Here is a 22,886-nt window from a genome sequence, read left to right on the forward strand (position 1 = left end):
GCCCCCGGGCCGACCTGTCGGTCAGCCGCAGCGATCCGCGGCCGACCGGCTTTGCGGAGGCGGAGGTCTACGCCTGGCACGCGAGCCTGGCCGGCAGTCACTACGCCCAGCCGCGCGCCGGCACCGCGCGCCCGAATGACCCGTGGGCCGAGGGCGACTTGATCGCGCGGCTTCGCATGCAGCAGCTGCGCACCTCGGGGGCGCGTGCGCGGGCCAGCGGCAACCTGCGCGGCATGGTGCCGGGCTTCAGCTTCGTGCTGCAGGGGCATCCAAGGGAGGCGGCCAATGCGGAATACCTGGTCCTGGAAACCGAATTCCTCATCGAGGACGTGGGGCAGGACAGCCAGGCGGCGCTGGCCGCGGGGGCGACGGTAGCGCGGCCCCAGTCGCAGCAACGCTGGCGGGTGCAGGTGGATCTGCTGGCCCATCCGATCACCGAGCCCCTGCGCCCGGCGCTCACCCTCACCAAGCCCCACACCCACGGCCCGCAGACCGCCCGCGTGGTCGGCCCCGAGGGCCAGGAACTGTGGACCGACGAACTCGGACGCATCAAGGTGCAGTTCCCCTGGGACCGGCTGGGCCGGGAGAACCCGCACAGCAGTTGCTGGCTGCGCGTCTGCAGCCCGTGGGCGGGCAACCAGCTGGGCGGCGTGCACCTCCCGCGCATCGGGCAGGAGGTGGTCGTGGACTTCCTCGGCGGCGATCCGGACCTGCCCATCTGCACAGGCCGGGTGCACAACCAACTGAACCTGCCGCCCTGGCAACTGCCGCAGCAAGCCGCACTCAGCGGCTTTCGCAGCCGCGAGCTGACCGACGGCGGCGGCAATAGCGCGGCCAGACGCAGCAACCACCTGGTGATGGACGACACGGCCGGGCAGATCCAGGCCCAGCTGAAGAGCGACCACCAGCACTCCAGCCTGAGCCTGGGGGCGATCACCCGCATCGAGGACAACCAGGGCCGCAAGGACGCACGCGGCGAGGGCTTCGAGCTGCGCACCGATGGGCACGGCGTGCTGCGCGCCAAGGACGGGATGCTGATCACCACCGAGGGGCGGCCCGGCGCCGCAGGCCACGTCAAGGGGCTCGCCTCCCTCGTCGGGCGCCTGACCAGTGCACGCGACCAGATCGAAGGCCTGCACGAAGCCGCTGTCCAGGCCACCGCCCAGGAACAGGACCAGGACCAATCCCGCGTCGCCCAGGCCGTCAAGCAGCAGAACCAGGCCCTGCAGGGCCGCGGCGTGGTCGATGCCGCGGCCCGTCGCTTCCCAGAACTGGCGCAACCCCATCTGGCGCTGGACAGCCCCGCAGGCCTTGCAGCCACCAGCACGCAGGACCTTCATCTGCACAGCGCCGTGCACACCCAGATGACGAGCGGCGGCCATGTGTCGCTGAGCAGCGGCAGGCGCCTGCTCGCGGCGGTCGCCGAAGGGCTGCGCTTCTTCACGCTCGAACACGGCCTGAAGGCCTTCGCCAGCGAAGGCGACATCCAGATCGAGGCGCAGAGTGACATGGGCGAGATCACCGCCCTGCAGGACGTGGAGGTGCTCAGCACCGAGGACACCGTCTATCTGATGGCACCCCAGCGGGTGGAAATCCAAGGCGGCACCAGCTTCAGCGAATGGAGCGGCTCCGGCGTGCTGCACGGCACGCCCGGCGTCTGGCTAGAACACGCGGCCAGCCATGCCACGCCCGGGCCCGACCAGCGCCCGCCACCGGGTGCCGAGCAGCGGTTCGCACAGCTGCCCCCTCGCGTCTGCCCGGAATGCATGCAGCGCGCACTGCGTCGCGGCGCGGCGGCCGTCCCTCAGGCCTGAGCGGAACCTGCCGGATGAGCGCCCTCCTTCTCGCCGACTTCGAACATGCGCAAGCCGTCCGCCAGGCCTTCGACGCCACGCTCCACCGCTGGCTGTGTGCCCAGATCCAGCGGCTGCTCGAATCGCCCGCCGCCGCATCACCCGGCGCTTCGCAGCCCCTGCACCGCTATGCCCTGGTGAGTGCCGGACAGTGCCTGCATCACCTGCCCGAGTCCCTGGCAGCCACCCACGGCCTGCTGCACGAATGCCTCTTCCTCCAGACGTCGGAGGCCGAATCGGTCGATGTCGGTCCCTGGCTGATCGCGCTGCCACCGGCCACGGATGCGGCCTTGCAGGATGCGCTGGCCTGGCAAGCCGCCGACGAGGCATTGACGCTGCTGGCCAGTCCGCTGCGCCTGCCCGCACTGGCCGCCCATCTGCGCGGCTTCCTCCACGGCACCCTGGATAACGGCAGGGCCGATCACGGCATCGCCGTGCTGCTGCGCTACTTCGATCCCCGCATCGGCTTCGACGCCGTCCAGCACTGGGCGCCGGCCTTGCGCGATGCCTTCCTGCAACCGCTGACATGGTGGGCGGGCTGGGACGCGTCCGGCCAGCCCCGCTTTCTGAAAGGCCGTGCCCGGCTCTCGGCCAACCCGCCCGCGGGACGGCTGCCCCTGCCCCTCACCTGGCGCAAGGCCGTCGACGCCGTGGGCGAGCCGCAGCTCCTGGCAGCCCTCACGGCCGAAGCGCTCGAGGCCGACGACCCGGTGGCGGCGCAATGGCTGGCGCTGGTGCATCCGTTGATCCAACGCCGGATCGTCCGCGATGCCCTGGACTTTGCCGCCAGCACCGGCCTCTCCGGCTGGACGGACCGCAGCCTGGCCTGCCGGCAGGCGCTGCTCGTGCACGCGCGCTTTCATGCACATCCGGCCGTGGCTGCAGCCCTGGCCAACCAGGCTCCCGCCCAACAGACTGGCCCCACACCGCAACTGCACACGCTGCTGGCCTGCCTGCCGCCCCAGGTCGTCCAGGACTGGGCCGCCGACCGCGACCCGATGCTGGGCCGTCTGTACGAGGCGCAGGCCCGGGCGCTCGACGCGCTCCCCTCGCATTTCCAGGGGGCCTGACCGCGCCGCCCGTTCGACCCTTTGCCATGACCGACCCCACCCCTTCCAGCGCCCTGTGCGACTGCGGCGAGCCCACGCCGCTGATGGCCGTGATCCTGTACCCGAGCCTGGGCACGCCGCTGCTGCTCGCGCCCGGGCAGAAGAAGTGCAGCGTCTTCATCGCCACGGCGGCGCCGCTGGGCGTGGCCAACACGGCCACCGGACGCCTCGGCCAGGACCGCAAGGCCGTCGTCACCCCCATGGACGGCGACAGCGCCCACAGCGCTGCCGCCACCGTCGCCCGCCATCTGCGCCTGGTGCCCATGGAAGGCCCCAAGCCCGCCACCGACACCACCGTCGGCGCCCTCACCGGCGATGGCCGCGACTGCGCCACCGCACGCCGCGCCATCCGCGTGTGGCGCGTGGGCAGCTTCACCGCCGGCGCCCTCATCCACAACCAGATGGGCGAAGCCTTCGCCACCGTCAGCCCCCAGGCCGTCGCGGCCTACGCCAGTGCCGGCTTCGGCAGTGCTCACGTCTACGAGGTCGAGCTCACGCTGGACGCGCTGGCCGTGCAGCCCGAGACGGGCACCTTCAAGAGCTTCGCCTGGATGGTGCAGCCCACCGCCGAGCAGAAGAAGAACTACCCCACCCTGTGCCAGGCCGCCACCGTGCACGCACAGGACCTGATCGTCGAGGCCTTCCTCGGCGCCCAGACGCGCGACGCACGCCACCGCCACCTGGCGGCCAACGGCAACGGCCCGCGCCGCGGCCTGGAAGCGACGCTGCTGGAGTACGACGTCGAGGCCACCGCCGCCAGCGCACGCGACCTGATCCAGGGCAGCCAGCGCCTGGCCGCCTGGCATCCCGTCATCCGCCTGGATAGCCGCAAGCCGCTCAAGCTCGGTCACCTCAGCGACGTGCACATCAACGTGCGCCACTGCGCCCTGGCCAAGTCGCCCGCCAAGGTGATCGAGGACGCCCAGTTCACCCAGCCGCCCGTCGGCCAGCGCGTGTGCAACAGCTTCAATGCGCTCAAGCAGCTGTTCGACCAGTTCGGCGCCGCCGGCCGCCCCGACACCGCCCTGCTGCTCACCGGCGAATGCAAGCAAGCAGTTGCAGATCAAGGACCTGGCCGCGACCTACAACGACTTCGACAAGGCCAGTGCTTGGCACAGCAACAAGGGCAACGAGGGCATTGCGGCCGACCACAACATGACCATCTACGAGGCCGCCCTCGCCTATGGCCCGACTTATGCCCAGGTGCTGACCAGCAACAACTACAGCCTGGACAACTACGACTGGTTCTACGCGCTGTTCACCCCGCTGGAAGACGCCGTGATCCCCCTGGGCGCCGAGCCGCACCAGCCCTCCCCCGCCACGCAGGTGCTCGCCCTGCTGGGCTGGGGTCAGGGCGAGAACTACAAGAACCTGGTCAGTGGCCTGACGGGCAAATATGTCGGCGGTGTGGACCGGCAAGGCACCGGCGTCCTGCCGCGGGCCACCCGGTCCTTCAGCGAAGCCCAACTGGCCCTGCTGGCCCAGGCCCAGCAGCACAAGCGCCGCAGCCCAGGCGCCAGCCTGGCCGTGGCCAGCCACTTCACCCTCATCAACTACGACGAGCCCATCGCCTATTCCGCCAAGCCGCAGAACATGCGCTTCGTGCCGCCGCGCGGGCCCGGCAATCCTGTCGTCTCGGCCGGCTTCAACCGCGTCAACACCGGCACCTGCGAGATCAACCAGGCGCGCTACTTCGACACCGCCGTGCGCGCCCGGAGCGCCACAGACAGCCCCACCAGCCCGCATGTGCCCGCCGACGCCTGCGTGGACTGGCACTTCAGTGGCCACAGCCATCGCAGCGGCGTGTACGAGGTGGCGTGGCGCCAGGTGAGCACACCCACGAGCAGCCGACCCACGCAACCCGTGCGCAGCATCGAAGTGCAAAGCGCCCGCGACCCCGGCATCCAGGGTCCCCAGCCTGCGGCCCCACGCGAGCACACCCGCTTCGTCGTCTCCAGCTGCGGCGGCCCCATCGGCAAGCAGAACCTCGACCACGAACTCGACAGCTGGACGCTGCGCCCGCCCTCGGGCACGCTGCTGGACCCGGCCGAGCGGCTGATCCGCCAGATCAAGACCCTGCGCAGCAGCCGCAGCGCGGGACGCCCGCTCAACGAGAAGCCGCGCCTGTGCGTGGCGCTGGATTACCTGGCGGTGATGAGCGCCGACCCCGAGAAGAAGATCGTGCCGCCGCTGCGCTTCGAGTCGGTGCAATTGCCGGCCAGCGGCGGGCGCGTGCCCATCAAGCTCAGTCCTACGGTGGCCAGGCTGGACTGCATTGCCAGCGTGAGGATCTGGGTCTTCGAGGGCGGGGAAGGACGGGGCGGCAAAGCACTGAAGATCTGGCACCTCGTGACGCCCAGTTTCGACAGTAGCGATAAGGGATGCGCCATGAAACTCAGCAAGGCGGACATGGAAAAGCTGAGTCGCGCAGTTGAGGCCTATTCCAATCCCGCCACCCGCAGCAATCATGGACAGGGCGTGGAACAGGCATTCTTTGAAGTGCAACTCAGAGCGCCCAAGGTACGCAATGAGGACTGGAGTACGGACATGGATTGCACGGATCCTTGGGTCTTCCCGCTCGATATCTGGGCTGGAAATTCTGATTGGGGTCTACGGACCTGGTCATTTCAGCGATGGCACGGGGAGCGCGGGGAAGTGCCGGATTGGAAATTTTTGGAAAAATACCACAAGAATGGCGGTTATGTCAGCGCATCTGAAATAATACATACTGACGAAAAATAAAATATCACCCAATGAAGCGCCGATCTTTTATCAGAAAAAATGCGCTGCTCCTGTGGGTAACGAATCACAAGGGATATGCCATGAGTAAAAAAACCAATATCAGAAATATTGAAAAGTCATTTAATTATCTTGATAATCCAGATTGGCGGAAGCGAGAACTAGGCGACGATGTTCTGGTAATTCGGGATGCTGAAATTAGCGGGATTAATTTTATCGATCTTAGTTGGAGCAACCTGCACTTCATTAATTGTGATTTTTTTGGAATTTATCAGATAAAACTGAAATCGCTTAGAAATACTACATTTGAGGATTGCCGCTTCGCAGGAGTCGTAAGCTGGGGAAAAGCCAACAACCTTCGCTATATCCGATGCAGAACAGGGGGACGAAGCATTGTTCTCGATTACAGTGGAAGTTCGAATGTGCTCCTTGAAGATTGTGATTTTTTGGGATCAGATCCAGACCCAAATCACTGGGGCGGGATAGGAAGCAGAGGCGATGCGACTTTCGTAAGATGCAGAATGAAGTGGTTTTCGCTCGCGGGCTACAAGCAAATCAATCTGGAAAGCTGTGAAACGGCTGACGTAAAAATATGGACCGATAGCAGAGCCAACAGCGGAGAAGACTATTTTTCTTCATCAGTAAAAATCGAATCATCCAAACTACGGGGTAAGTTTGATATGGCAGCGTGCGATCTACAAAGCGTGACTATCAAAGATACCTACCTAGACTTCTTGGATCTCAGCGGCGCTGAAATAAAAAACGACGTACTCATTGAGCGAGTCAGAGGAGGCTATCTCAACGCAAGTGCCCACAGCATGGGCAAGCTCACCATCTCCCAATGTCAAATTCTCGGAAGAAGGAAAAATTTCTCCTTCGAGGTAGGCATGGACAGCGCCGAGGAAGTGCTCATCGAGCATTGTAATTTCGGCACCGACCCCACGCTCTCCGTAGGCTTGGGAGCAGGTCGACCATTGGAACCCAACGAATGGACCACTACGCCAAAAAACAAATACGCATTGATCCGCAACAGCACCCTGCCCGTGATGGATGCCTCCTGGCTCGAATCACGTCATCTGCGACTGGAGAACAACACGATTGGCAGCGTAGATATTTCCAACTCCCGCATCGGCAAACTCGAAATTTCCGGCAATACCATCAGTCGTGAGGTGAACCTTCAGGGCACCAAGGTCAAGGAGAGCAAGATTCAACCTCTGGCCAAGGCGCAACTCAAGCTCGATGGAGCCAACATTCGTTTGAATTGAGCGGTTTCTATGGCGTGAAGCAATACCGTTGAAAATGCGGCCAAGTTCCTGACATGCTTCCGGCCCATTATGGGCCACACCTCGCCAGAGGCAGTGGTGCCATTCTTCAATCAAAAACTATCAACGCATCCCCCATCCGAAATGACTTCGACAAAAAAATACGGATTTTCCTTGGCCTCGATATTGACGCTAGTTCTTGGAGCTATCGCGGTTGCACTCTGGACGAATGACATGTTATCCACACCGAGGATCTATTTAGTCCCCGCTGCTGGAGCCCTTGTTTTTTACGCAATGGCAGCTGTAACGTTTATGAGCGCCCTGCTATCATTTATTGCCTTGCTACGGAGAGAGTCCGGGATATGGACGTTTGCATCTGTCGCCCTGTGGGCTTTTCCAGTAATTTTTGTTTCAATAAAGCAGCGTTTTTTCTAAAGTCCTGATCTTTTACGATCCATGATGGGGCCCTGGCTCTCCATTCTGAAAAACCATTCTGGTCCAGACAAAAAGGGCAGCCGGCCAGGGCGTTGAATCTGGCCACACCGGCCGCGCTGTTGCCTAAGTTTCAGCAGTGGTTCAAGGCGAGCGTGCGGAAGTGCGTTTCCGCGCAGCGTTGATCAACCGCTTCAACGGGATCCTCAGCTCTATCACAGCTTTGTTGGCCCGCGTGAAGCGGATCCGATTGGGGCCGGTGATTATGCCAGCCGCGCCATGGACGCAACTAAGCCGGTCAAGAGTCCATGCGCCTTTGGCAGCGCCGACCCCATCACTCCTTCAGGGGCCACCCATATGCAGCGCGCTGCCGCCAGCCTAGGTTCAGCCACAAAAGGTCCGAAGCAATAGGACCCTCACGAACGCCGAAGCGGCTGCTTCTCCGCCATCGCCTTCGCGATGCCCCGCAGGATGTGGATTTCCTCCATCGTCGGCTGCGCGCGGTTGAACAGTTGGGCCAGGCGCGGCATCAGCTTCTTGGGGGCGACCGGGTCCAGGAAACCGACCTCGACCAGCGAGCGCTCCCAGTGCGCCAGCATGCCGGCCACGGCCTGGGCGTCGGCCGGTGGCGTCACCGGTGCCGCCGAGCGCACCTCGAAGCCGCCCAGCGCCTGCCGCCATTCGTAGGCCACCAGCTGGACAGCGGCCGCCAGGTTGAGTGAGCCGAAGTCGGGCGCCGTGGGGATCGACAGCGCCACATGGCAGCGGTAGACGTCCTCGTTGCGCATGCCGAAGCGCTCCGAGCCGAAAAGCAGGCCCACATGCTGCGGCCCACCCTCCTGCACCAGCCCCGCGAAGTGCTCGCGCGGCGCCCGCGTGGGCGGGCCGAAGTCGCGCGAGACCATGGCCGTGGCGCACAGATGGGTCAGGCCGTCCAGCGCCTCGTCCAGGGTGGCCACGATGCGGGCCTTCTCCAGCACATCGAGGGCGCCGCTGGCACGCTGGATTGTTTCCTCCCGGCGCAGCACGTTGTCCCAGCGCGGCGCCACCAGCACCAGGTCGTCGAAGCCCATGGTCCGCATGGCGCGCGCCGTGGCGCCGACATTGCCGGCGTGGCTGGTGTGGATCAGGATGAAACGGGTGCGCATCGAAGACAGTCGCAGACGGGAAAGCCCGTCATTCTCGCGCCTGCCCCGTGCCCATGCGGTCGCGCCCGGCCAGCGTCGGAAAGAGCCGGAACCAGGCCAGCGTGACCAGCAACGTGCCCACGCCCCCCGCCACCACCGAGCCCACCGGCCCGAGCAGCGCGGCGGTGGCGCCGGACTCGAACTCGCCCAGTTGGTTGCTGGCCCCGATGAAGATGGAATTGACGGCACTCACCCGGCCGCGCATGGCATCGGGCGTTTCCAGTTGCACAAGGGTCTGGCGAATCACCACGTTGACCATGTCCGCGGCGCCCGAGATGGCCAGCACCACCAGCGACAGCCAGAAGCTGCGCGACAGCCCGAACACCACCATGCACAGCCCGAACACGCCCACCGCCAGCAGCAGCGTGCGCCCAACATGGCGCTCCACCGGTCGCCGGGTGAGCCAGATGGACGCCGTCAGCGCCCCCACCGCCGGCGCGCCGCGCAGCAGGCCGAGGCCCCAGGCGCCGACATGCAGGATGTCCTTGGCGAAGATGGGCAGCAGCGCCACCGCGCCGCCCAGCAGCACGGCGAACAGGTCGAGCGAGACGGCACCCAGCACCGGCTTGCGCTGCCAGATGAAGCGCACACCGGCCAGCAGCACTTCGGTGGTCACCGGCTCGCGCGGCCGCGCCGCATGGGCGTAGCGCAAGGTGGCGGCCAGCAGCACGGCCGCGATGAAGAAGCCGATGCAGGTCGCATACACGGCACCCATGCCCGCCACGAAGAGCAGCCCGCCCAGAGCCGGCCCGCCGATGATGGCCGACTGCTGCCCCGCCGAGCTGAAGGCCATGGCCCGGGGCAGCATCAGCGGCGGCACCAGCAGTGGCGTGAGCGCCTGCTGGGCCGGCATCTGGAAGGCACGCACCGCCCCCAGCACCAGCGACAGACCCAGCAGCAGGTTGCGCGAGTCGCCCCCGCCCAGATGCGTTCCCAACAGCGACAGCGCCACGAGGGCCTGCATGCCCAGGCAGGCCGCCAGGATGCGGCCGCGGTGCAGCCGGTCCACCACATGGCCGGCGTACAGCGCCAGCAGCAGCGCGGGCGCGAACTGGTAGAGGCCCACCAGCCCCAGGTCCCAGGCGCTGCCGGTCAGGTCGTACATGTGCCAGCCGATGGCCACCATCAGCATCTGCTGGGCAGCGGTACCCAGCAAGCGTGCCAGCCACAGCTGCATGAAGGGGCGGACGCGGGTGAGATCGGAGAAACGGGGGGGTTCGGCGGGAGAGGCGGGGTCGGGCGCGACGGCGGTGTCGGCAGGAGCGGGAGGCATTCAGCCGAGCATAGCCCAGCATCCCCGCCCTTCACTGACCAGGGCGCGCCGGCATCGCGCCCACCACGCCCGGCTGGGACTGGCGAGGTGCATTGACACCCCGCCAGCGCACGCTGCCGCCCTCCCCGCCTAGACTGCCGCCCCGTGAACCACGCCCCTGCCGCCATCGACACTCTCTACGAAGACGAGCACCTGCTGGTCTTCGACAAGCCGGCAGGACTGCTGAGCGTGCCCGGCCGGGGCGAGGATAAGCAGGACTGTCTGTCCGCCCGCGCCCAGCGGCGCTGGCCCGACGCCCTGGTGGTGCATCGGCTGGACATGGCCACCAGCGGCCTGATCCTGATGGCGCGCAGCCTCGCCGTCCAACGGATGCTCGGCGAGGCCTTTGCAAGCCGGCAGGTGTGGAAGCGCTACGAAGCCATCGTCGACGGCGCGCTGGAATCCAAGCACTGGCAGACCATCGACCTGCCGCTCATGGCGGACTGGCCCAATCGCCCCTTGCAGAAGGTCGACGCCGCCGGCAAGCCCAGCCTCACCCGCTGGCGGACGCTGCAGTGGTTGCCAGAACGCGCCAGCACCCATGTGCTGCTGGAGCCGCAGACCGGCCGCTCGCACCAGTTGCGGGTGCACATGGCCGCGCTGGGCCATCCGATCCTGGGCGATGCGCTGTACGGCGATGGGCGGGTGGCCGCCGCCGCACCACGCCTGCTGCTGCATGCCACGGTGCTGCAGCTGCGCCATCCGGTGACCGGCGAGGCCTTGCGCGTCGAGAGCCCGGCGCCGTTCGCGCCAAACCCTCAGGATGTGGCCGGAGAAGACCTCAGACCTCCAGCTCCTTGACCACCAGCACCGGCATGGGTGCTTCCTGCAGCACGCGCTGGGTGACGCTGCCCAGCAGCAGCTTTTCGATGCCGGTGCGGCCGTGCGAGCCCATCACGATCAGGTCGCAGCCCAGCGCTTTGGCCGTGTCCACGATGCCTTCGTGCACCACGTGGCCGTCGATCACGCGCTGGTCGCTGTGCAGGCCTTCGGCGGCCAGGGCCGCCACGCCACGGGCGAGGGCCGTGTTGGCGCTGGCCGTGGCAGCGGCCAGGTATTCGTTCTGGCCCAGGGCATAGTCTGCGCCCACGCCGATGAAGGGATAGTTGTCGATGACGTGGATCAGCGTGATGCGGCTGCCGAAGGCCAGGGCCAGGCCGCTCGCCTTGCTCACCGCCAGCATCGACGTCTCGGAGCCGTCGATGGGAACCAGGATGTGGTTGAACATGAAGGTGTCCTCTCGCTGTGGGTTGGTCCTGCCGGTCGGCCTTGCCGCCGGCGCCTTGGTGCACTGTAACCCGCGACCCTGACGGGACCATGTAGGACGCCGGGGCAGCGGCCGGTGGCAGGCCATGAGCCTGCGCTGGATCAATCGCCCTGGAAGCCGCCGGCCCGGCAGGTGATGACCAGCGTGTCGCGCCAGCCCTGCGTCCCGGGGGCGACCGGCTGGATCGGCGTGGATTCATGGATCACGCGCTGATCGTCCAGCAGCATCAGTGTCCAGGGCTCCGTCAGCGTGAAGCGCTCGCCGCGCCGGCCACCCGCCTCGAAGACGCGGGTCTCGCCGCCCTTGATGCCCTGCCGTCCCACGAGTGCGACCGCCACCAGGTCCACGCCATCGCGATGCGCGCCCTCCGGGGTGGGCCGGCCGATGCCGCCTTCGGTGTCGATGCGGAACTGGTGCGCCTCGATGTACCAGCGCTGGTCGCCGCGCAGGGCCGCTGCGGCCTCGGCCGTCTTCAGCAGCAGTCGGCGCCAGGCAGGTCGCGCCACGGTGTCGGGCTCCATGGGCGCGAACCAGCGCTGCATGCCGCCGTGCAGCGCGTTGTATTCGACCGGCTGCCAATGCGCGCGATGCGGCGCCTGCACCAGCGCCCCGCCTTCGGTGGTGAAGCAGGCGTGGCGACGACGGCGGTAGCGCCCGCCGTCCTTCAGGTATTCATCGGGCGGCAGTTGCGCCCAGTCGGGCTGCAAGGCTTCCAGGTCGGTCAGCGGCAGATCCAGCCACTCGGCCACGCCGCGCGGGTTGAGCACGGCATAGCCCTCCTGCCGCAACGTGGCGGCCAGTTCGTCGGGCGGGGTGTAGAGGGGGGAGAAAGCGCTGTTCAAGGCTCGACCTTCACGCCCTTCCAGAAGGCGACGCGGTCTTTCACCATCTCGGCTTCGGGCTTGGGGTCGGGGTAGTACCACACCGCCTCGGGGTTGAGTTCGCCGTTGACCAGCAACGAGTAGTAGCTGGCCGTGCCCTTCCAGGGACACACGGTGTGGTTGTTGCTGAAGGTCACGTACTCGCGCCGCAGCGAATCGGCGGGAAAGTAGTGGTTGCCTTCGACGAGCACGGTGTCGTCGCTTTCGGCGATGGTCACGCCGTTCCAGGTAGCTTTCATGTCGGCAGGAGTTCGTCGCGCCGTCGCCGGGCGCGGGCTGCGATTGTCGCTGCCGGCGCGCTTCGGTGGCGACTCCTGCCGAAGCCAGGGCCACCGGCGGCGGCCTGAACATGGAAACGGGCGCCAACCCGGTCGGCGCCCGCCCGGCTTATGCCGTCACTGCACGGCAGGCAGCCAGTGCACGCTGAAGAGTCGCTGCGGATCGGTCCACACCGGGCCGATGCCGAAGCCCGCCCGCGCCGCCATCGCACGCAGGCCGTCGATGGTGAACTTGTGCGAATACTCGGTGTGCAGCGTCTCGCCCTCCTCGAAGGCATGGCGCTGGCCCTCGAGCGTGACTACCTGCTCGCGGCGACTGACCAGGTGCATCTCGATGCGGCGCATGGGCGCGTTGTAGAACGCCGCGTGGGAGAAGGCATTCACGTCGAAGTCCGCACCCAGTTCGGCATTGGCACGGGCCAGCAGATTGAGATTGAAGGCGGCCGTCACGCCCTGCGCATCGTTGTAAGCCGCATGCAGCAGTTGCGGGTCCTTCACCAGATCGACGCCCAGCAGCAGGCCGCCACCCCGCAGCAGGCGGGCGGCCTGGCGCAGGAAGGCGAGCGCCTCGTCGGGCTCGAAGTTGCCCAGCGTGGAGCCGGGGAAGAAGCCGACACGCCGGCCGGCACCGGCCAGCCGCTCGGGCAGCTCGAAGTGCTGCGTGTAGTCGGCCACCACCGGCGTGACCTCCAGCCCCGGGTAGTCGGTACGCAACTGGCGTGCCGCACCCTGCAGATGTTCTCCCGAGATGTCGATGGGCAGGAATCGGCGCGGCGACTGCAAGGCGTCGAGCAGCAGGCGGATCTTCACCAGCGAGCCGGCACCGAATTCGACGATCTCGGCATCGGGACCGATCTGCTGGGCGATTTCCGGCGCGCGGCTTCGCAGGATCGAGAGTTCGGTGCGGGTGGGGTAGTACTCGGGCAGATCGCAGATGCGGTCGAACAGGCGCGAGCCCTCCGCATCGTAGAACCACTTGGGCGAAATGCGCCGCGGCCGGTGGGCCAGCGCGCTGGCCAGGTCGTCCGCAAAGGCACGGCGGCCGTCGTCGGCAACGCGGGACTGGATGGCGAGGGAGACGGGTGGAGACATCACAGGTCCTTGGCGAGGCGCAGCCCGCTGAATTGCCAGCGGGCGGCCGGCGGAAAGAAGTTGCGGTAGGTCGGCCGCGCATGCCCGGCCGGCGTGGCCACGCTGCCGCCACGCAGCACCAGTTGGCCCACCATGAACTTGCCGTTGTATTCCGCGGCCACGCCGGGAAGCGGCCGGAAGCCGGGATACGGATCGTAGGAGGAGCGGGTCCATTGCCACACGGCGCCCTCCGCCTGGGTGAAACCCGGCAGCGTGGCGGCGGCCACCTCCCACTCGGCCTCGGTCGGCAGGCGCGCGCCGGCCCATTCGGCATAGGCGGCCGCTTCGTAGAAGCTCAGCTGGGCGACAGGCGCATCGGCCTGCAGGGGACGCACACCGTCGAGGCCGAAGACATGCCAGCCCGCCGTGCCATGGTGGCCCGACAGGGCAAGGCGGGGGTCATCCGGCGGCAGCCAGTAGGCCGGGTGCCGCCAGCCATGCGACTGCACCGCAGCCCAGCCGTCGGACAGCCACCAGCGCGCCTGCTCGTAGCCCCCGTCGGCGATGAACTGCGCGAACTCGCCACAGGTCACGAGGCGATCGGCGATGGCAAAGGGTTGCAGCAGCACCGCGTGGCGCGGCCCCTCGTTGTCGAAGGCGAACGCGTCGCCTTCATGCCCGATGGCGGCCATGCCCCCGGGATGCTCCAGCCAGGCCAGCGACGGCGTGGCCGCAGCCAGCCGCAGTGCAGGGGCGGAAGGCGCGCGATACGCAGGCAGCAGCGGGTTGCACGAGAAGGCATGCAGGATGTCGGTGAGCAACAGCTCCTGATGCTGCTGCTCATGGTGCAGGCCCAACGTGAGCACTGGCTCGATCCGCGCCAGCGTCGGTGCGTCGGCCGACGAGAGCAGCGCCTCCACCGCCACGTCCACATGGCGGCGGTAGGCCAGCACCTCCTCCAGCGAGGGACGGGTCAGCAGTCCGCGCTGTGGCCGTGGATGCCGCGGCCCCAGCGCTTCGTAGTAGGAGTTGAAGAGGTAATGGAAGCGCCGATCCAGCGCCTGGTAGCCGGCGGCATGGTGATCGAGCAGCACGGCCTCGAAGAACCAGGTGGTGTGCGCCAGATGCCATTTGGTCGGGCTCGCATCGGGCATCGACTGGATGCACTGGTCCTCGGCGGACAGCGGCGCCGCGAGGGCCATGCTGTGCGACCGGACCTGCCGGTAGGCGTGCAGCAGATCGGGGCTCGCGAGCGCGGTTCTCGAATGGTGGGAAGTCATGAGTCTCCGTGGATGTTCCGGCTCCCGGAAAGCGGGCCAGTCGTCGCGGGATCGGTGTTTGTAGCCGGCCGCATGCCCACGAAACGTAGGACGAAAGCGCGCAGGCCCGCTACGCCGCTGGCGCGCCGACCCGCACTTCCATAATGGGCCGATGCCCTCTGCACAAAGCACCCCTGCCCTTCCACGCGTGGTGATCGTCGGCTGCGGCTTCGGCGGACTCGAGGCTGCGCGCACCCTGCGCGGCAAGCCAATGGACATCGTGGTGATCGAGAAGACCAACCATCACCTTTTCCAGCCCTTGCTCTACCAGGTGGCCACGGCGGGGCTTGCCGCCCCGTCCATCGCGGCCCCATCGCGCTGGCTGTTCCGCAAGCAGCCGAATGTGACCACCCTGCTCGGCGAGGTCGGCGGCATCGATGCAGCGGCGAAGTGCGTGCACCTCACCAATGGCCATGCCGTTCCCTACGACCATCTCATCGTGGCGGCAGGGGCCACCCACAGTTACTTCGGCCATGACGAATGGGCCGCCGACGCGCCGGGACTCAAGACCCTGGCCGATGCCTTCGAGATCCGGCGTCGGGTGCTGACGGCCTTCGAGCTAGCCGAACTGGAGGAAGACCCCGAGCGTCGACGCGCGCTGCTCACCTTCGTGGTGATCGGCGGCGGCCCCACCGGTGTCGAGATGGCCGGCACCCTGGCCGAGATCGCACGTCACACGCTGGCGGGCGAGTTCCGCCGCATCGTGCCTTCGACCGCGGAGGTGCTGCTGGTCGAAGGCAGCAGCCGCGTGCTCCAGGCCATGCCCGAGGGCCTGAGCGAACGGGCCCGGCAGCAACTCGAGAAGCTGGGCGTGAAGGTGCGGCTCAATGCGATGGTCACGCGCATCGATGCCCACGGGCTGGAGGTGCGCGAAGGCGGCAGCGAAGGCGAGGTCGTCCGCATCGACAGCCGCTGCGTGATCTGGGCCGCCGGCGTGGCCGCATCGCCCCTGGGGCGTCTGCTGGGCGAGGCCACCGGCGCCGAATGCGACCGCGCAGGGCGGATCCGCGTGCAGGCCGACCTGAGCCTGCCGGGCCACCCGGAGATCAGCGTGGTGGGCGATCTGGCGGCGGCGATGAGCCATGTGCCGGGACAGGCGCCCCGCCCCGTGCCGGGCGTCTCACCGGCCGCCAAGCAGATGGGACGCACCGCTGCCCGCAACATCCTTGCCCGCCAGGCCGGACGTCCCCCGCAGGCCTTCCGCTACAAGGACTGGGGCAGCCTGGCCACCATCGGCCGCAACGCGGCAGTGGCCGATGTGCCCACGCCCTTCGGCGCGCTGCGCTTTTCGGGCTATCCGGCCTGGCTGTTCTGGTTGTTCGTGCACGTCTATTTCCTGATCGGCTTTCGCAACCGGCTGATCGTGCTGATGGATTGGGCCAGCGCCTACTGGACGTTCCGCCGCAATGCCCGAGTGGTGCCCGAGGTACGGGCCGGCCGGGACTGAGAGGCCCGATGCGCCCCGTCCGACTGCTCAGATAAGCAGCAATCCAAGGAAACACACCGCAACAATGGGGTTTGGCGACGCCGCCACCACCTTATCCCCAACGTTTTCCACAGAAAAACTGGATAGCCGCCATAACCATCATTTCTGACACCCCTGTGTCACTGGCGCGCATTGCTGCGCACCGCCCTGCGCGGCCTTTCTGCTCCCGGGGCGAAGGCGACAAACAGCCGTGAAAGGCAGTACCGACGCGGGGGGCGCGCTGCGCCGAAGACGCTAGTCCTCTCTCAGCTTCTGCTGCCTGCAGATGTTGGAGCCCGTGGTCGTCAGTTGGAGGGATCCACCCATCCATTCCAGCCAGGACAAGGCCACCAGATCGTCGATCGTCGCTTCATCGATCTCGCCGGCACGCCGGCGTTGCAGAAGGTTGGCCACCCGCGGAAGCTCGATGCGCAGTGCATCCTGCCGAGGTCTAGAAAGCGAGGCAGTGTTCATTCGTGCCCTTCCAAGCGTCGATGACACAGCGTAACACCCGCCGTGGCCGCCGGAGGGGATTTTTGAGCAGAGTCAGCCGTGATCGGCTATACTCCGTCGATTGGCCGGGGCGTACTCGCCGCCCCCGCCCTTGATTGGCACCGCGCAGCTTCCCGGGCTGCCCAGGCTTCGGTCCCAAAATTCTGGCCGGACGCCCATCTTCTTCGGCGAGTTCATCGCCCGTCCGCATCACCCTTTCTTGCGGGCTGGATCCACCCCTCAGGGTTTCACTTTTCTGCGCATGGCAGCCTTCGGCTTGCCACCCAGCGCAGGTCCGCGCCGGACGCGGATCACGAACTTCGATTTCATGCAGAACATTCCCGCCCAATCGTTGGGCCGCTACCTCATCACACCGCTGACGCGGCTGACCGACACCGGCCAGTACGCCGCGTCCGTCTCCATCCGCCGCGGCATGCACGACCGGATCTTCCGGTTCATCCCGCGATTCGACAGCGCCGCCAACGCCGAGCGCTATGCCCTCGCCCAGGGCCAGCACTTCGTGCTGAACAACCAGCTGGCCTGATACAGGCCGACCGACCCCATCACTGACAAGGAGCTTCGTGGCCAAGGAAGAACTGATCGAAATGCAAGGCAAGGTGGAAGAAGTCCTGCCGGACTCCCGCTTTCGCGTCACGCTCGACAACGGGCACACCCTCATCTGCTACACGGGCGGAAAGATGCGCAAGCACCGCATCCGCGTGCTGGCCGGCGACAAGGTCTCCATCGAGATGTCGCCCTACGACCTGAACAAGGGTCGCCTCACCTTCCGCCATCTCGAGCAACGCTCGGGTGGAGCCTCTGCCGCGCCGCGCAAGCGTCCGCCGCAGCGCTGATCGCTTCCCCTTCAACCCACCTTGCCGCATCGAACTTCAAACGCGGCAGAACGAAAGAAACCCATGGAAAACAGACTCTACGTTGGCAATCTGGCCTACAGCACCCGTGACGAAAGCCTCCAGCGTCACTTCTCCGAATTCGGCCACGTCAACTCGGCCAAGGTCATGATCGACCGCGACAGCGACCGCTCCAAGGGCTTCGGCTTCGTGGAGATGGGCTCGGCCGAAGAAGCCCAGGCTGCCATCAACGGCCTCAACGGCCAGAGCATCGACGGCCGCGCCGTGACCGTGAACGTGGCCCGTCCGATGACGCCGCGCACCGGTGGCAACGGCGGCGGCGGTGATCGTCGTGGCAGCGGCGGCGGCTACGGCGGCGGTGGCGGTGGCTATCGCAACTCGTACTGAAATCAGCCCTTTGCCCTGCTGGTGCATCCCACCGGCAGGTGCATGGCCTGAATGAGAACGGCCCGCTTCGCGCGGGCCGTTTTCTTTTGTGCCGCAGCGGCCGCCACGGGGCGTCCGCGTCGAGGGGCGGGATGTCTACTTCGCCCCGTCCTCCGCCTCCTGCAGCAGGCGCCACATGACCTTGCCGCTGCCGCTCTTGGGCAGCGCATCGAGGAACTGCACCTGCCGCGGCACCTTGTAGGCGGCCATGTTCTCACGGCACCAGCCGATGATGTCCTCGGCGGTGGTGCCCTTGTGCGTAGGCCGCAGCACCACCATCGCCTTGACCGACTCGCCGCGGTAGGTGTCGCGGGTGGCGATGACGCAGGCCTCCTGAATGGCTGGGTGGCGGAACATCAGCAGCTCCACCTCCGCCGGCCAGACCTTGAAGCCGCTCGCATTGATCATGCGCTTGAGGCGGTCGGTGATGAAGAAGTAGCCCTCCTCGTCCATGCGACCCATGTCGCCCGAGCGGAAGAAGCGCTTGCCCTCGAACTCGATGAAGGCCGATGCGGTCGCATCGGGTCGCTTCCAGTAGCCCTCGAAGACCTGCGGGCCATGGATGATGATCTCGCCGGACTCCCCGGGTGGCAGTTCCTGCAGCGTGTCGGGGTCGACCACGCGCGCGTCCACGCCCATGAAGGGCATGCCCAGGCATTGCTGCTTGGGATGGTCGGGCGGGTTGCTGTGCGAGGGCGCGGCCGTTTCGGTGAGCCCATAGCCTTCCTGGTAGGCCAGGCCGAACTCGTCCAGCAGCCGCTGCGCCACGGCCTGCGGCATGGCAGCCCCGCCACCGCCGATGTAGATCAGGCTGGACAGGTCGTAGTTCTTGAAGTGCGGGCTGGCCAGCAGGTCGATCACCATCGTCGGGATGTTGGTCCAGCTCGTGACCTTGCGGGTGGAGATGAGGTGCCCGGCCACGTCGCGGTCCCAGCGCGGCATGATGACCAGCGCCGCCGCCGCCAGGATGGCCGTGTGCATCATGCTGACGATGCCGGTGATGTGGAACATGGGCACCACCGCCAGCACCACGGTGTCGGCATGGGCGCAGCCCCACATCTGGCCCGAGACGGCGTTGTGCATCAGGCTGCGGTGCAGGTGGACGCAGCCCTTGGGCAGGCCGGTGGTGCCGCTGGTGTAGGGCAGCAGGGCCATGTCGTCGGCGCCCACCTCGTGCGCCGGCGCGGGCGCGTTGCGGGCCATCAAGTCGGTCCAGGCATGCACCTCGCCGCCATCGAGCCGCGGAAGTTCGTGGCGGGTGAGCAGCCAGTTCTTCCAGGCCGGCGCCATGGACGGGCCGTCCGCCGCTGCCGCATCGAAGGCATCGGTGAACTGGGTGACGACCAGGTGCGCGAGCCGTTCCCCCTCGGGCAGTGCATCGCTCGCCTTGGCCAGCTCTGGCGCCAGATCGGCCGTGGTGATGGCGACCTTGGCGTCCGGATCGCTGATGTAGTGCTTGAGCTCCTCGGCCCGGTTCATCGGGTTGACGGGCACCACCACGGCGTTGGCCCGCAGGATGGCGAAATGCGCCACCACCAGTTGCGGCGTGTTCTGCATGTCCAGCACCACGCGGTCGCCGCGGCGCACGCCCAGCGCATGCAGCGCGCCGGCCAGTGCCTCGACCTGCGCCGCCAGTTCGCGGTACGAGGTCACGCGGTCGAAGTAGACCAGCGCCGCCTTGTCGGGATAGCGCTGCGCGCTGGTGGCCAGGTTGTGCCACAGCGAGGTGGCGGGCAGCGTGATGGCGTGCGGCAGGCGTTTGGGCCAGAAGCGGTAGTGCGGGCGGTCGGCAGACATGGGTGAGGGAATGCGGTGTCGCGACAAAAGCCGCCAGCCTACGCCCCGCCCCCGGGCACACGACACCGGGAAAGCCCCTTCCGCGTCACATAGGCGACGAGTCCGCGCCCTCGCCGGTCCAGCCGCCCAACGCCCCGAACAGGCACACGCCGCCAGCGCCCCGCGCCTTGGCCAGGTACATGGCGCTGTCGGCCCGGCGGATCAGCTCGTCCGGGTCGTCGCCCACGCCGGTGGACAGCGCGATGCCCACGGACGCCTTCACCGACAGGGTCTGCGTGTCGACCTCCATCGGCTGCCCCAGCGCGAGCAGCATGCGCTCGGCCAGCGAACGCGCGGCCGAAGGCGCGTTGGTGCCGTGCTGCAGCAGCGCGAATTCGTCGCCGCCGATGCGCGCCAGCACGTCGCCCGGCCCGATCACCTCGCGCATGCGCCGGGCGGCGGTCACCAGCACCTTGTCCCCGGCCGCATGGCCGTAGCGGTCGTTGATGGGCTTGAAGTTGTCGATGTCGATGTAGTGCACGGCGAAGCCCTCGCCGCCGTGGCTGGCGGCCAGCGCGGCGCCGGCCATGTGCTCCAGGAAGACCTCGCGATTGACCAGGGAGGTCAGGCCGTCGTGGCGCGCCAGGTAGCGGATGCGCTCCTCGCTGCGGCGGCGGTCGGTGATGTCGGTGTAGGTGAGCACGGCGCCGCCGCCATCCATGGGCACGCTGTAGACCTCGATCACGCGGCCATCGGGCTGCTGGCGTTCGTAGCGGTAGGGCTGGTCGAAGGGGATCGCCTGCGGCTGCGCCGCCAGTCCGGGCGGCATGCCGCGGGCCACACGCTGGGCGAGCTGGATCGCCTGCACCTCGCGAAAGGCCGGCCGCGACGCCATCAGCTCGGGCGGCAGGTCCAGCAGTTCCACCACCCGCTTGTTGCAGACCTCCACCACGCCCTGGGGGTTGACCATGATGATGCCCTGCTCCATCCGCTCGAGCGCGGCCTCCAGCATGGTGGACTTCTGGCGCAGCAGCGTGTCGCTTTCCCAGGTGCGCCAGTTGGCCATCAACAGCTGCTGCTGCTGGCGCTTGAGCAGCGTGATGTCCACATGGGCGAAGAAGCAGGTGCCGCCGGCGCTGCGCTCGCCGATCACCCGGCTCCAGCGCGCATCGGGCAGCGGCAGCTCGAAGGGCGCGCCGGTGAAGTGCAGGTTCTCGCCCAGGATGGCCACGCCCTCGTCGAACATTGCCCGCTCCCCCTCGCGCGCCGTGGCGGACCAGGCGGCGCGAAAGACCTGCTCGAAGGTGCTGCCGATGGCCGCCTGGCGCTCGCGCAGGCCGTACATCGCCAGGAAGGGCTCGTTGACCCAGACGATGCGCTGGTCGGGCGACGTGATCATCACGCCGTCCGGCATGTGGTCCAGCAGCGCCTGGCTGTCCAGGCCGGCGATGCCCGAGGTGCCGGCGGAGCCCGACAGCTGCACGCCGCCCTCCTCGCGCCACATGCGCACCCGGCCGATGCCGGGCATGGGCAGGGACGACACCCACAGGCACCGCCCCCGGTGCTCGAAGGCGAAGGGCCGGTGCTGCGCACGGTGGCGCTGAAGGCCCTCGGCAACGAAGCGGTCGAGCTGGCCGCGCTCGTCGGACGCCAGCCTTACGCCGTAGAAGCGGCGCAGGTTGTCGCGGTACGACTCGCCGACATGCACATGGCCCTCGTGTTCCGGAAAGAAACGCAGGAAGGTGCGGTTCCAGAGCAGGCAGCGGTCCTGGTCGTCGAACAGGCACAAGCCCACCGCCAATCCGTCCAGCGCATCGGCCATCACGCGCACAGGCCCGGTCAGGTCATGGACCAGGTCAGGCTTCAGCGGGTCGTCGAGATCCATCGAAAGAGGCGTGGCGCTGGCGGTCAGGGCAAGGGCTTTCAGGGGGACATGCCTGCGGCCGGCAGACGGTCATCCGGAGTTTTCTTCTCTTATCGGCATTTCCGCGCCGTCCTGAATACATTTTGCCTCGTTCCTGACAATGTAAAACATACGTTTGCGGTATTTGAATAACTGTCGTGCCGTGGCAGCCCAAGTGCGGAACCCGCAACAGCGCGCGGCCGTCGACCGCTGCGGCTGCCTCAGACGGGGGCGACGTGATCGGCGAAGCGCTGGGCCACGGCGGGCAAGCCGTCGAAACGCTGCGCGTACAGGCGCAACTCCCGCCGAGCCCAGACATCGGTGAGCGGCACGGCGCGCAGGGGCGTGCCTTCGGCCAGCGCGCGGAAGGCGCCTTCGGGCATCACGCCGACGCCCAGTCCCGCCTCCACCATGCGGCAAAGGGCGCTCAGGCTGTCCACTTCGATGTGACGGCGCAACACACGGCGGGTGCTGCTGGCTTCCTGCGACAGCGCCGCCTGCACCGTGCTGCTGTCGCGCAGGCCCACCTGCGGCCAGTCCAGCGTGCGCGCATAGGCCACCCGCCGCAGCCGCGCCAGTGCATGGCCGCGCGGCACGACCAGCACCAGCTGCTCCTGCCGGTAGGGCCGGCTTTCCAGGCCCAGCACGTCGTCGCTGGGCCCGCACACGCCCACGTCGGCCGTCCCCTCGCGCACCGCCTGCGCCACCGCGCGGCTGGCGGCCTGGCGCAGGTCGATGCGGATGTCGGGATGGCGACGCATGAAGTCGGCCAGGTCCGCCGGCAGGAACTGCTCCACCGCCGAGGCACTGGCGCACACGCGCACGCGGCCGCGGATGCCCTGGGCGGCTTCGGCAAGATCCTCGCGCAGGTGTTCGACCGCCAGCAGGATGGCCTGCGCATGCGACAACAGCACAAGGCCCAGCGGCGTGGGCCGCACGCCCCGGGCATGGCGCACCAGCAGCGGCGCCTGGGCCAGCGACTCCAGCTCGGCGATGCGCTTGCTGGCGGCCGAGGCGACCAGTTGCGCGCGCTCGGCCGCGCGGGCGATGCTGCCCGTCTCGCACACCAGCACGAAGAGGTCGAGCGTGCCGACATCGAGCTGCCGGGCAAAGCTGCGGGGAGAAGGAGGACGGGGCATGCGGGCGTTCGGGCGTCGGGCGCGGGCCGCCCGGGGCCGAGCCATCGCGGATCGGAACGGCTCGCGGAGATTTTTGCACTTCGCCGCGCCGAGACGGCTGCCT

At 67.4% G+C, this 22,886-nt stretch carries 20 protein-coding genes; 9 read left to right on the forward strand and 11 right to left on the reverse strand.

What is annotated here, in order from left to right; translation table 11 throughout:
* From tssI to KBC94_RS08075, 4 genes are all read left to right on the forward strand, one after another.
* Positions 1 to 1,814: type VI secretion system Vgr family protein (gene tssI / locus KBC94_RS08060; protein ID WP_294368428.1), on the forward strand; the 1,814-nt coding region annotated here is incomplete at its 5' end.
* 14 nt (positions 1,815 to 1,828) lie between these two features.
* Complete coding sequence (locus KBC94_RS08065) at positions 1,829 to 2,923, forward strand: DUF4123 domain-containing protein (RefSeq protein ID WP_294368430.1); 1,095 nt, start codon at positions 1,829 to 1,831, stop codon at positions 2,921 to 2,923.
* Between the two features lie 1,095 nt (positions 2,924 to 4,018).
* Positions 4,019 to 5,704, forward strand: coding sequence for a hypothetical protein (locus tag KBC94_RS08070; protein ID WP_294368432.1), 1,686 nt, complete (start codon positions 4,019 to 4,021; stop codon positions 5,702 to 5,704).
* Between the two features lie 80 nt (positions 5,705 to 5,784).
* The gene (locus KBC94_RS08075) at positions 5,785 to 6,966 is read left to right on the forward strand and encodes a hypothetical protein (RefSeq protein ID WP_294368435.1); all 1,182 of its coding nucleotides are present in this window, start codon (positions 5,785 to 5,787) and stop codon (positions 6,964 to 6,966) included.
* A gap of 845 nt (positions 6,967 to 7,811) precedes the next feature.
* Here the strand turns inward: KBC94_RS08075 and KBC94_RS08080 are convergent.
* Positions 7,812 to 8,543 carry an RNA methyltransferase gene (locus KBC94_RS08080; RefSeq protein ID WP_294368438.1) on the reverse strand — a complete coding sequence of 244 codons (732 nt, stop codon included), beginning with the start codon at positions 8,541 to 8,543 and terminating at the stop codon, positions 7,812 to 7,814.
* A 28-nt stretch (positions 8,544 to 8,571) separates the two neighbouring features.
* Positions 8,572 to 9,759, reverse strand: coding sequence for an MFS transporter (locus KBC94_RS08085; RefSeq protein WP_294369192.1), 1,188 nt, complete (start codon positions 9,757 to 9,759; stop codon positions 8,572 to 8,574).
* 240 nt (positions 9,760 to 9,999) lie between these two features.
* On the opposite strand from KBC94_RS08085, the gene KBC94_RS08090 reads away from it, so the two are divergent.
* Positions 10,000 to 10,695 (forward strand): RluA family pseudouridine synthase, encoded by a 696-nt coding sequence (locus KBC94_RS08090; protein ID WP_294368441.1) that lies wholly within the window; start codon positions 10,000 to 10,002, stop codon positions 10,693 to 10,695.
* Here the strand turns inward: KBC94_RS08090 and KBC94_RS08095 are convergent.
* From KBC94_RS08095 to egtB, 5 genes are all read right to left on the reverse strand, one after another.
* Positions 10,676 to 11,122 carry a universal stress protein gene (locus tag KBC94_RS08095; RefSeq protein ID WP_017759115.1) on the reverse strand — a complete coding sequence of 149 codons (447 nt, stop codon included), beginning with the start codon at positions 11,120 to 11,122 and terminating at the stop codon, positions 10,676 to 10,678. The genes KBC94_RS08090 and KBC94_RS08095 overlap by 20 nt on opposite strands.
* A 140-nt stretch (positions 11,123 to 11,262) precedes the next feature.
* The gene (locus KBC94_RS08100) at positions 11,263 to 12,003 is read right to left on the reverse strand and encodes a 2OG-Fe dioxygenase family protein (RefSeq protein WP_114803592.1); all 741 of its coding nucleotides are present in this window, start codon (positions 12,001 to 12,003) and stop codon (positions 11,263 to 11,265) included.
* A complete protein-coding gene (locus tag KBC94_RS08105; protein WP_076503862.1) occupies positions 12,000 to 12,281 on the reverse strand; it encodes a DUF427 domain-containing protein in 282 nt (93 codons plus the stop codon). The genes KBC94_RS08100 and KBC94_RS08105 overlap by 4 nt, the downstream gene beginning before the upstream one ends.
* A 156-nt stretch (positions 12,282 to 12,437) precedes the next feature.
* A complete protein-coding gene (egtD, locus tag KBC94_RS08110; RefSeq protein ID WP_294368463.1) occupies positions 12,438 to 13,412 on the reverse strand; it encodes an L-histidine N(alpha)-methyltransferase in 975 nt (324 codons plus the stop codon).
* Positions 13,412 to 14,671: an ergothioneine biosynthesis protein EgtB gene (gene egtB / locus KBC94_RS08115; protein ID WP_294368465.1), complete on the reverse strand. Its 1,260-nt coding sequence runs from the start codon at positions 14,669 to 14,671 to the stop codon at positions 13,412 to 13,414. The genes egtD and egtB overlap by 1 nt, the downstream gene beginning before the upstream one ends.
* Before the next feature lie 151 nt (positions 14,672 to 14,822).
* Here egtB and KBC94_RS08120 point away from each other — a divergent pair, with 151 nt between their 5' ends.
* Entirely contained in the window at positions 14,823 to 16,157 is a 1,335-nt protein-coding gene (locus KBC94_RS08120) for an NAD(P)/FAD-dependent oxidoreductase (protein WP_294368468.1), read from the forward strand.
* A 273-nt stretch (positions 16,158 to 16,430) separates the two neighbouring features.
* Here the strand turns inward: KBC94_RS08120 and KBC94_RS08125 are convergent, their stop codons facing one another.
* Positions 16,431 to 16,649, reverse strand: a complete 219-nt coding sequence (locus KBC94_RS08125) for a hypothetical protein (protein ID WP_052383800.1) — start codon at positions 16,647 to 16,649, stop codon at positions 16,431 to 16,433.
* Between the two features lie 346 nt (positions 16,650 to 16,995).
* Here KBC94_RS08125 and KBC94_RS08130 point away from each other — a divergent pair, with 346 nt between their 5' ends.
* The 3 genes from KBC94_RS08130 (at position 16,996) to KBC94_RS08140 (ending at position 17,926) form a co-directional block, all read left to right on the forward strand.
* A complete protein-coding gene (locus KBC94_RS08130) occupies positions 16,996 to 17,211 on the forward strand; it encodes a hypothetical protein (RefSeq protein WP_294368473.1) in 216 nt (71 codons plus the stop codon).
* Between the two features lie 37 nt (positions 17,212 to 17,248).
* Complete coding sequence (gene infA / locus KBC94_RS08135; RefSeq protein WP_017760753.1) at positions 17,249 to 17,521, forward strand: translation initiation factor IF-1; 273 nt, start codon at positions 17,249 to 17,251, stop codon at positions 17,519 to 17,521.
* A 63-nt stretch (positions 17,522 to 17,584) separates the two neighbouring features.
* Positions 17,585 to 17,926 (forward strand): RNA-binding protein, encoded by a 342-nt coding sequence (locus tag KBC94_RS08140; RefSeq protein ID WP_294368477.1) that lies wholly within the window; start codon positions 17,585 to 17,587, stop codon positions 17,924 to 17,926.
* A gap of 135 nt (positions 17,927 to 18,061) precedes the next feature.
* Here KBC94_RS08140 and KBC94_RS08145 read toward each other — a convergent pair whose 3' ends face one another.
* From KBC94_RS08145 to KBC94_RS08155, 3 genes are all read right to left on the reverse strand, one after another.
* The gene (locus KBC94_RS08145) at positions 18,062 to 19,762 is read right to left on the reverse strand and encodes a long-chain fatty acid--CoA ligase (protein ID WP_294368480.1); all 1,701 of its coding nucleotides are present in this window, start codon (positions 19,760 to 19,762) and stop codon (positions 18,062 to 18,064) included.
* An 85-nt stretch (positions 19,763 to 19,847) separates the two neighbouring features.
* Positions 19,848 to 21,626 (reverse strand): PAS-domain containing protein, encoded by a 1,779-nt coding sequence (locus KBC94_RS08150; RefSeq protein ID WP_294368483.1) that lies wholly within the window; start codon positions 21,624 to 21,626, stop codon positions 19,848 to 19,850.
* Positions 21,627 to 21,865: 239 nt separating this feature from the next.
* On the reverse strand, positions 21,866 to 22,783 hold the full coding sequence (locus KBC94_RS08155) for a LysR family transcriptional regulator (protein WP_294368485.1): 918 nt from the start codon (positions 22,781 to 22,783) through the stop codon (positions 21,866 to 21,868).
* Positions 22,784 to 22,886 lie beyond the last annotated feature (103 nt).

The sequence above is a fragment of the Pseudacidovorax sp. genome (genome assembly GCF_017991995.1).
GTDB lineage: Bacteria > Pseudomonadota > Gammaproteobacteria > Burkholderiales > Burkholderiaceae_C > Xenophilus.

Excerpts from the sequence above, each read along its gene's own strand:
- KBC94_RS08065 (WP_294368430.1), top strand. The coding sequence starts at position 1,829 with ATGAGCGCCCTCCTTCTCGCCGACTTCGAACATGCGCAAGCCGTCCGC.
- KBC94_RS08075 (WP_294368435.1), top strand. The coding sequence starts at position 5,785 with ATGAGTAAAAAAACCAATATCAGAAATATTGAAAAGTCATTTAATTAT.
- KBC94_RS08080 (WP_294368438.1), bottom strand. The coding sequence starts at position 8,543 with ATGCGCACCCGTTTCATCCTGATCCACACCAGCCACGCCGGCAATGTC.
- KBC94_RS08085 (WP_294369192.1), bottom strand. The coding sequence starts at position 9,759 with ATGCAGCTGTGGCTGGCACGCTTGCTGGGTACCGCTGCCCAGCAGATG.
- KBC94_RS08095 (WP_017759115.1), bottom strand. The coding sequence starts at position 11,122 with ATGTTCAACCACATCCTGGTTCCCATCGACGGCTCCGAGACGTCGATG.
- KBC94_RS08105 (WP_076503862.1), bottom strand. The coding sequence starts at position 12,281 with ATGAAAGCTACCTGGAACGGCGTGACCATCGCCGAAAGCGACGACACC.
- egtD (WP_294368463.1), bottom strand. The coding sequence starts at position 13,412 with ATGTCTCCACCCGTCTCCCTCGCCATCCAGTCCCGCGTTGCCGACGAC.
- egtB (WP_294368465.1), bottom strand. The coding sequence starts at position 14,671 with ATGACTTCCCACCATTCGAGAACCGCGCTCGCGAGCCCCGATCTGCTG.
- KBC94_RS08120 (WP_294368468.1), top strand. The coding sequence starts at position 14,823 with ATGCCCTCTGCACAAAGCACCCCTGCCCTTCCACGCGTGGTGATCGTC.
- KBC94_RS08125 (WP_052383800.1), bottom strand. The coding sequence starts at position 16,649 with ATGAACACTGCCTCGCTTTCTAGACCTCGGCAGGATGCACTGCGCATC.
- KBC94_RS08130 (WP_294368473.1), top strand. The coding sequence starts at position 16,996 with ATGCAGAACATTCCCGCCCAATCGTTGGGCCGCTACCTCATCACACCG.
- KBC94_RS08140 (WP_294368477.1), top strand. The coding sequence starts at position 17,585 with ATGGAAAACAGACTCTACGTTGGCAATCTGGCCTACAGCACCCGTGAC.
- KBC94_RS08145 (WP_294368480.1), bottom strand. The coding sequence starts at position 19,762 with ATGTCTGCCGACCGCCCGCACTACCGCTTCTGGCCCAAACGCCTGCCG.
- KBC94_RS08150 (WP_294368483.1), bottom strand. The coding sequence starts at position 21,626 with ATGGATCTCGACGACCCGCTGAAGCCTGACCTGGTCCATGACCTGACC.
- KBC94_RS08155 (WP_294368485.1), bottom strand. The coding sequence starts at position 22,783 with ATGCCCCGTCCTCCTTCTCCCCGCAGCTTTGCCCGGCAGCTCGATGTC.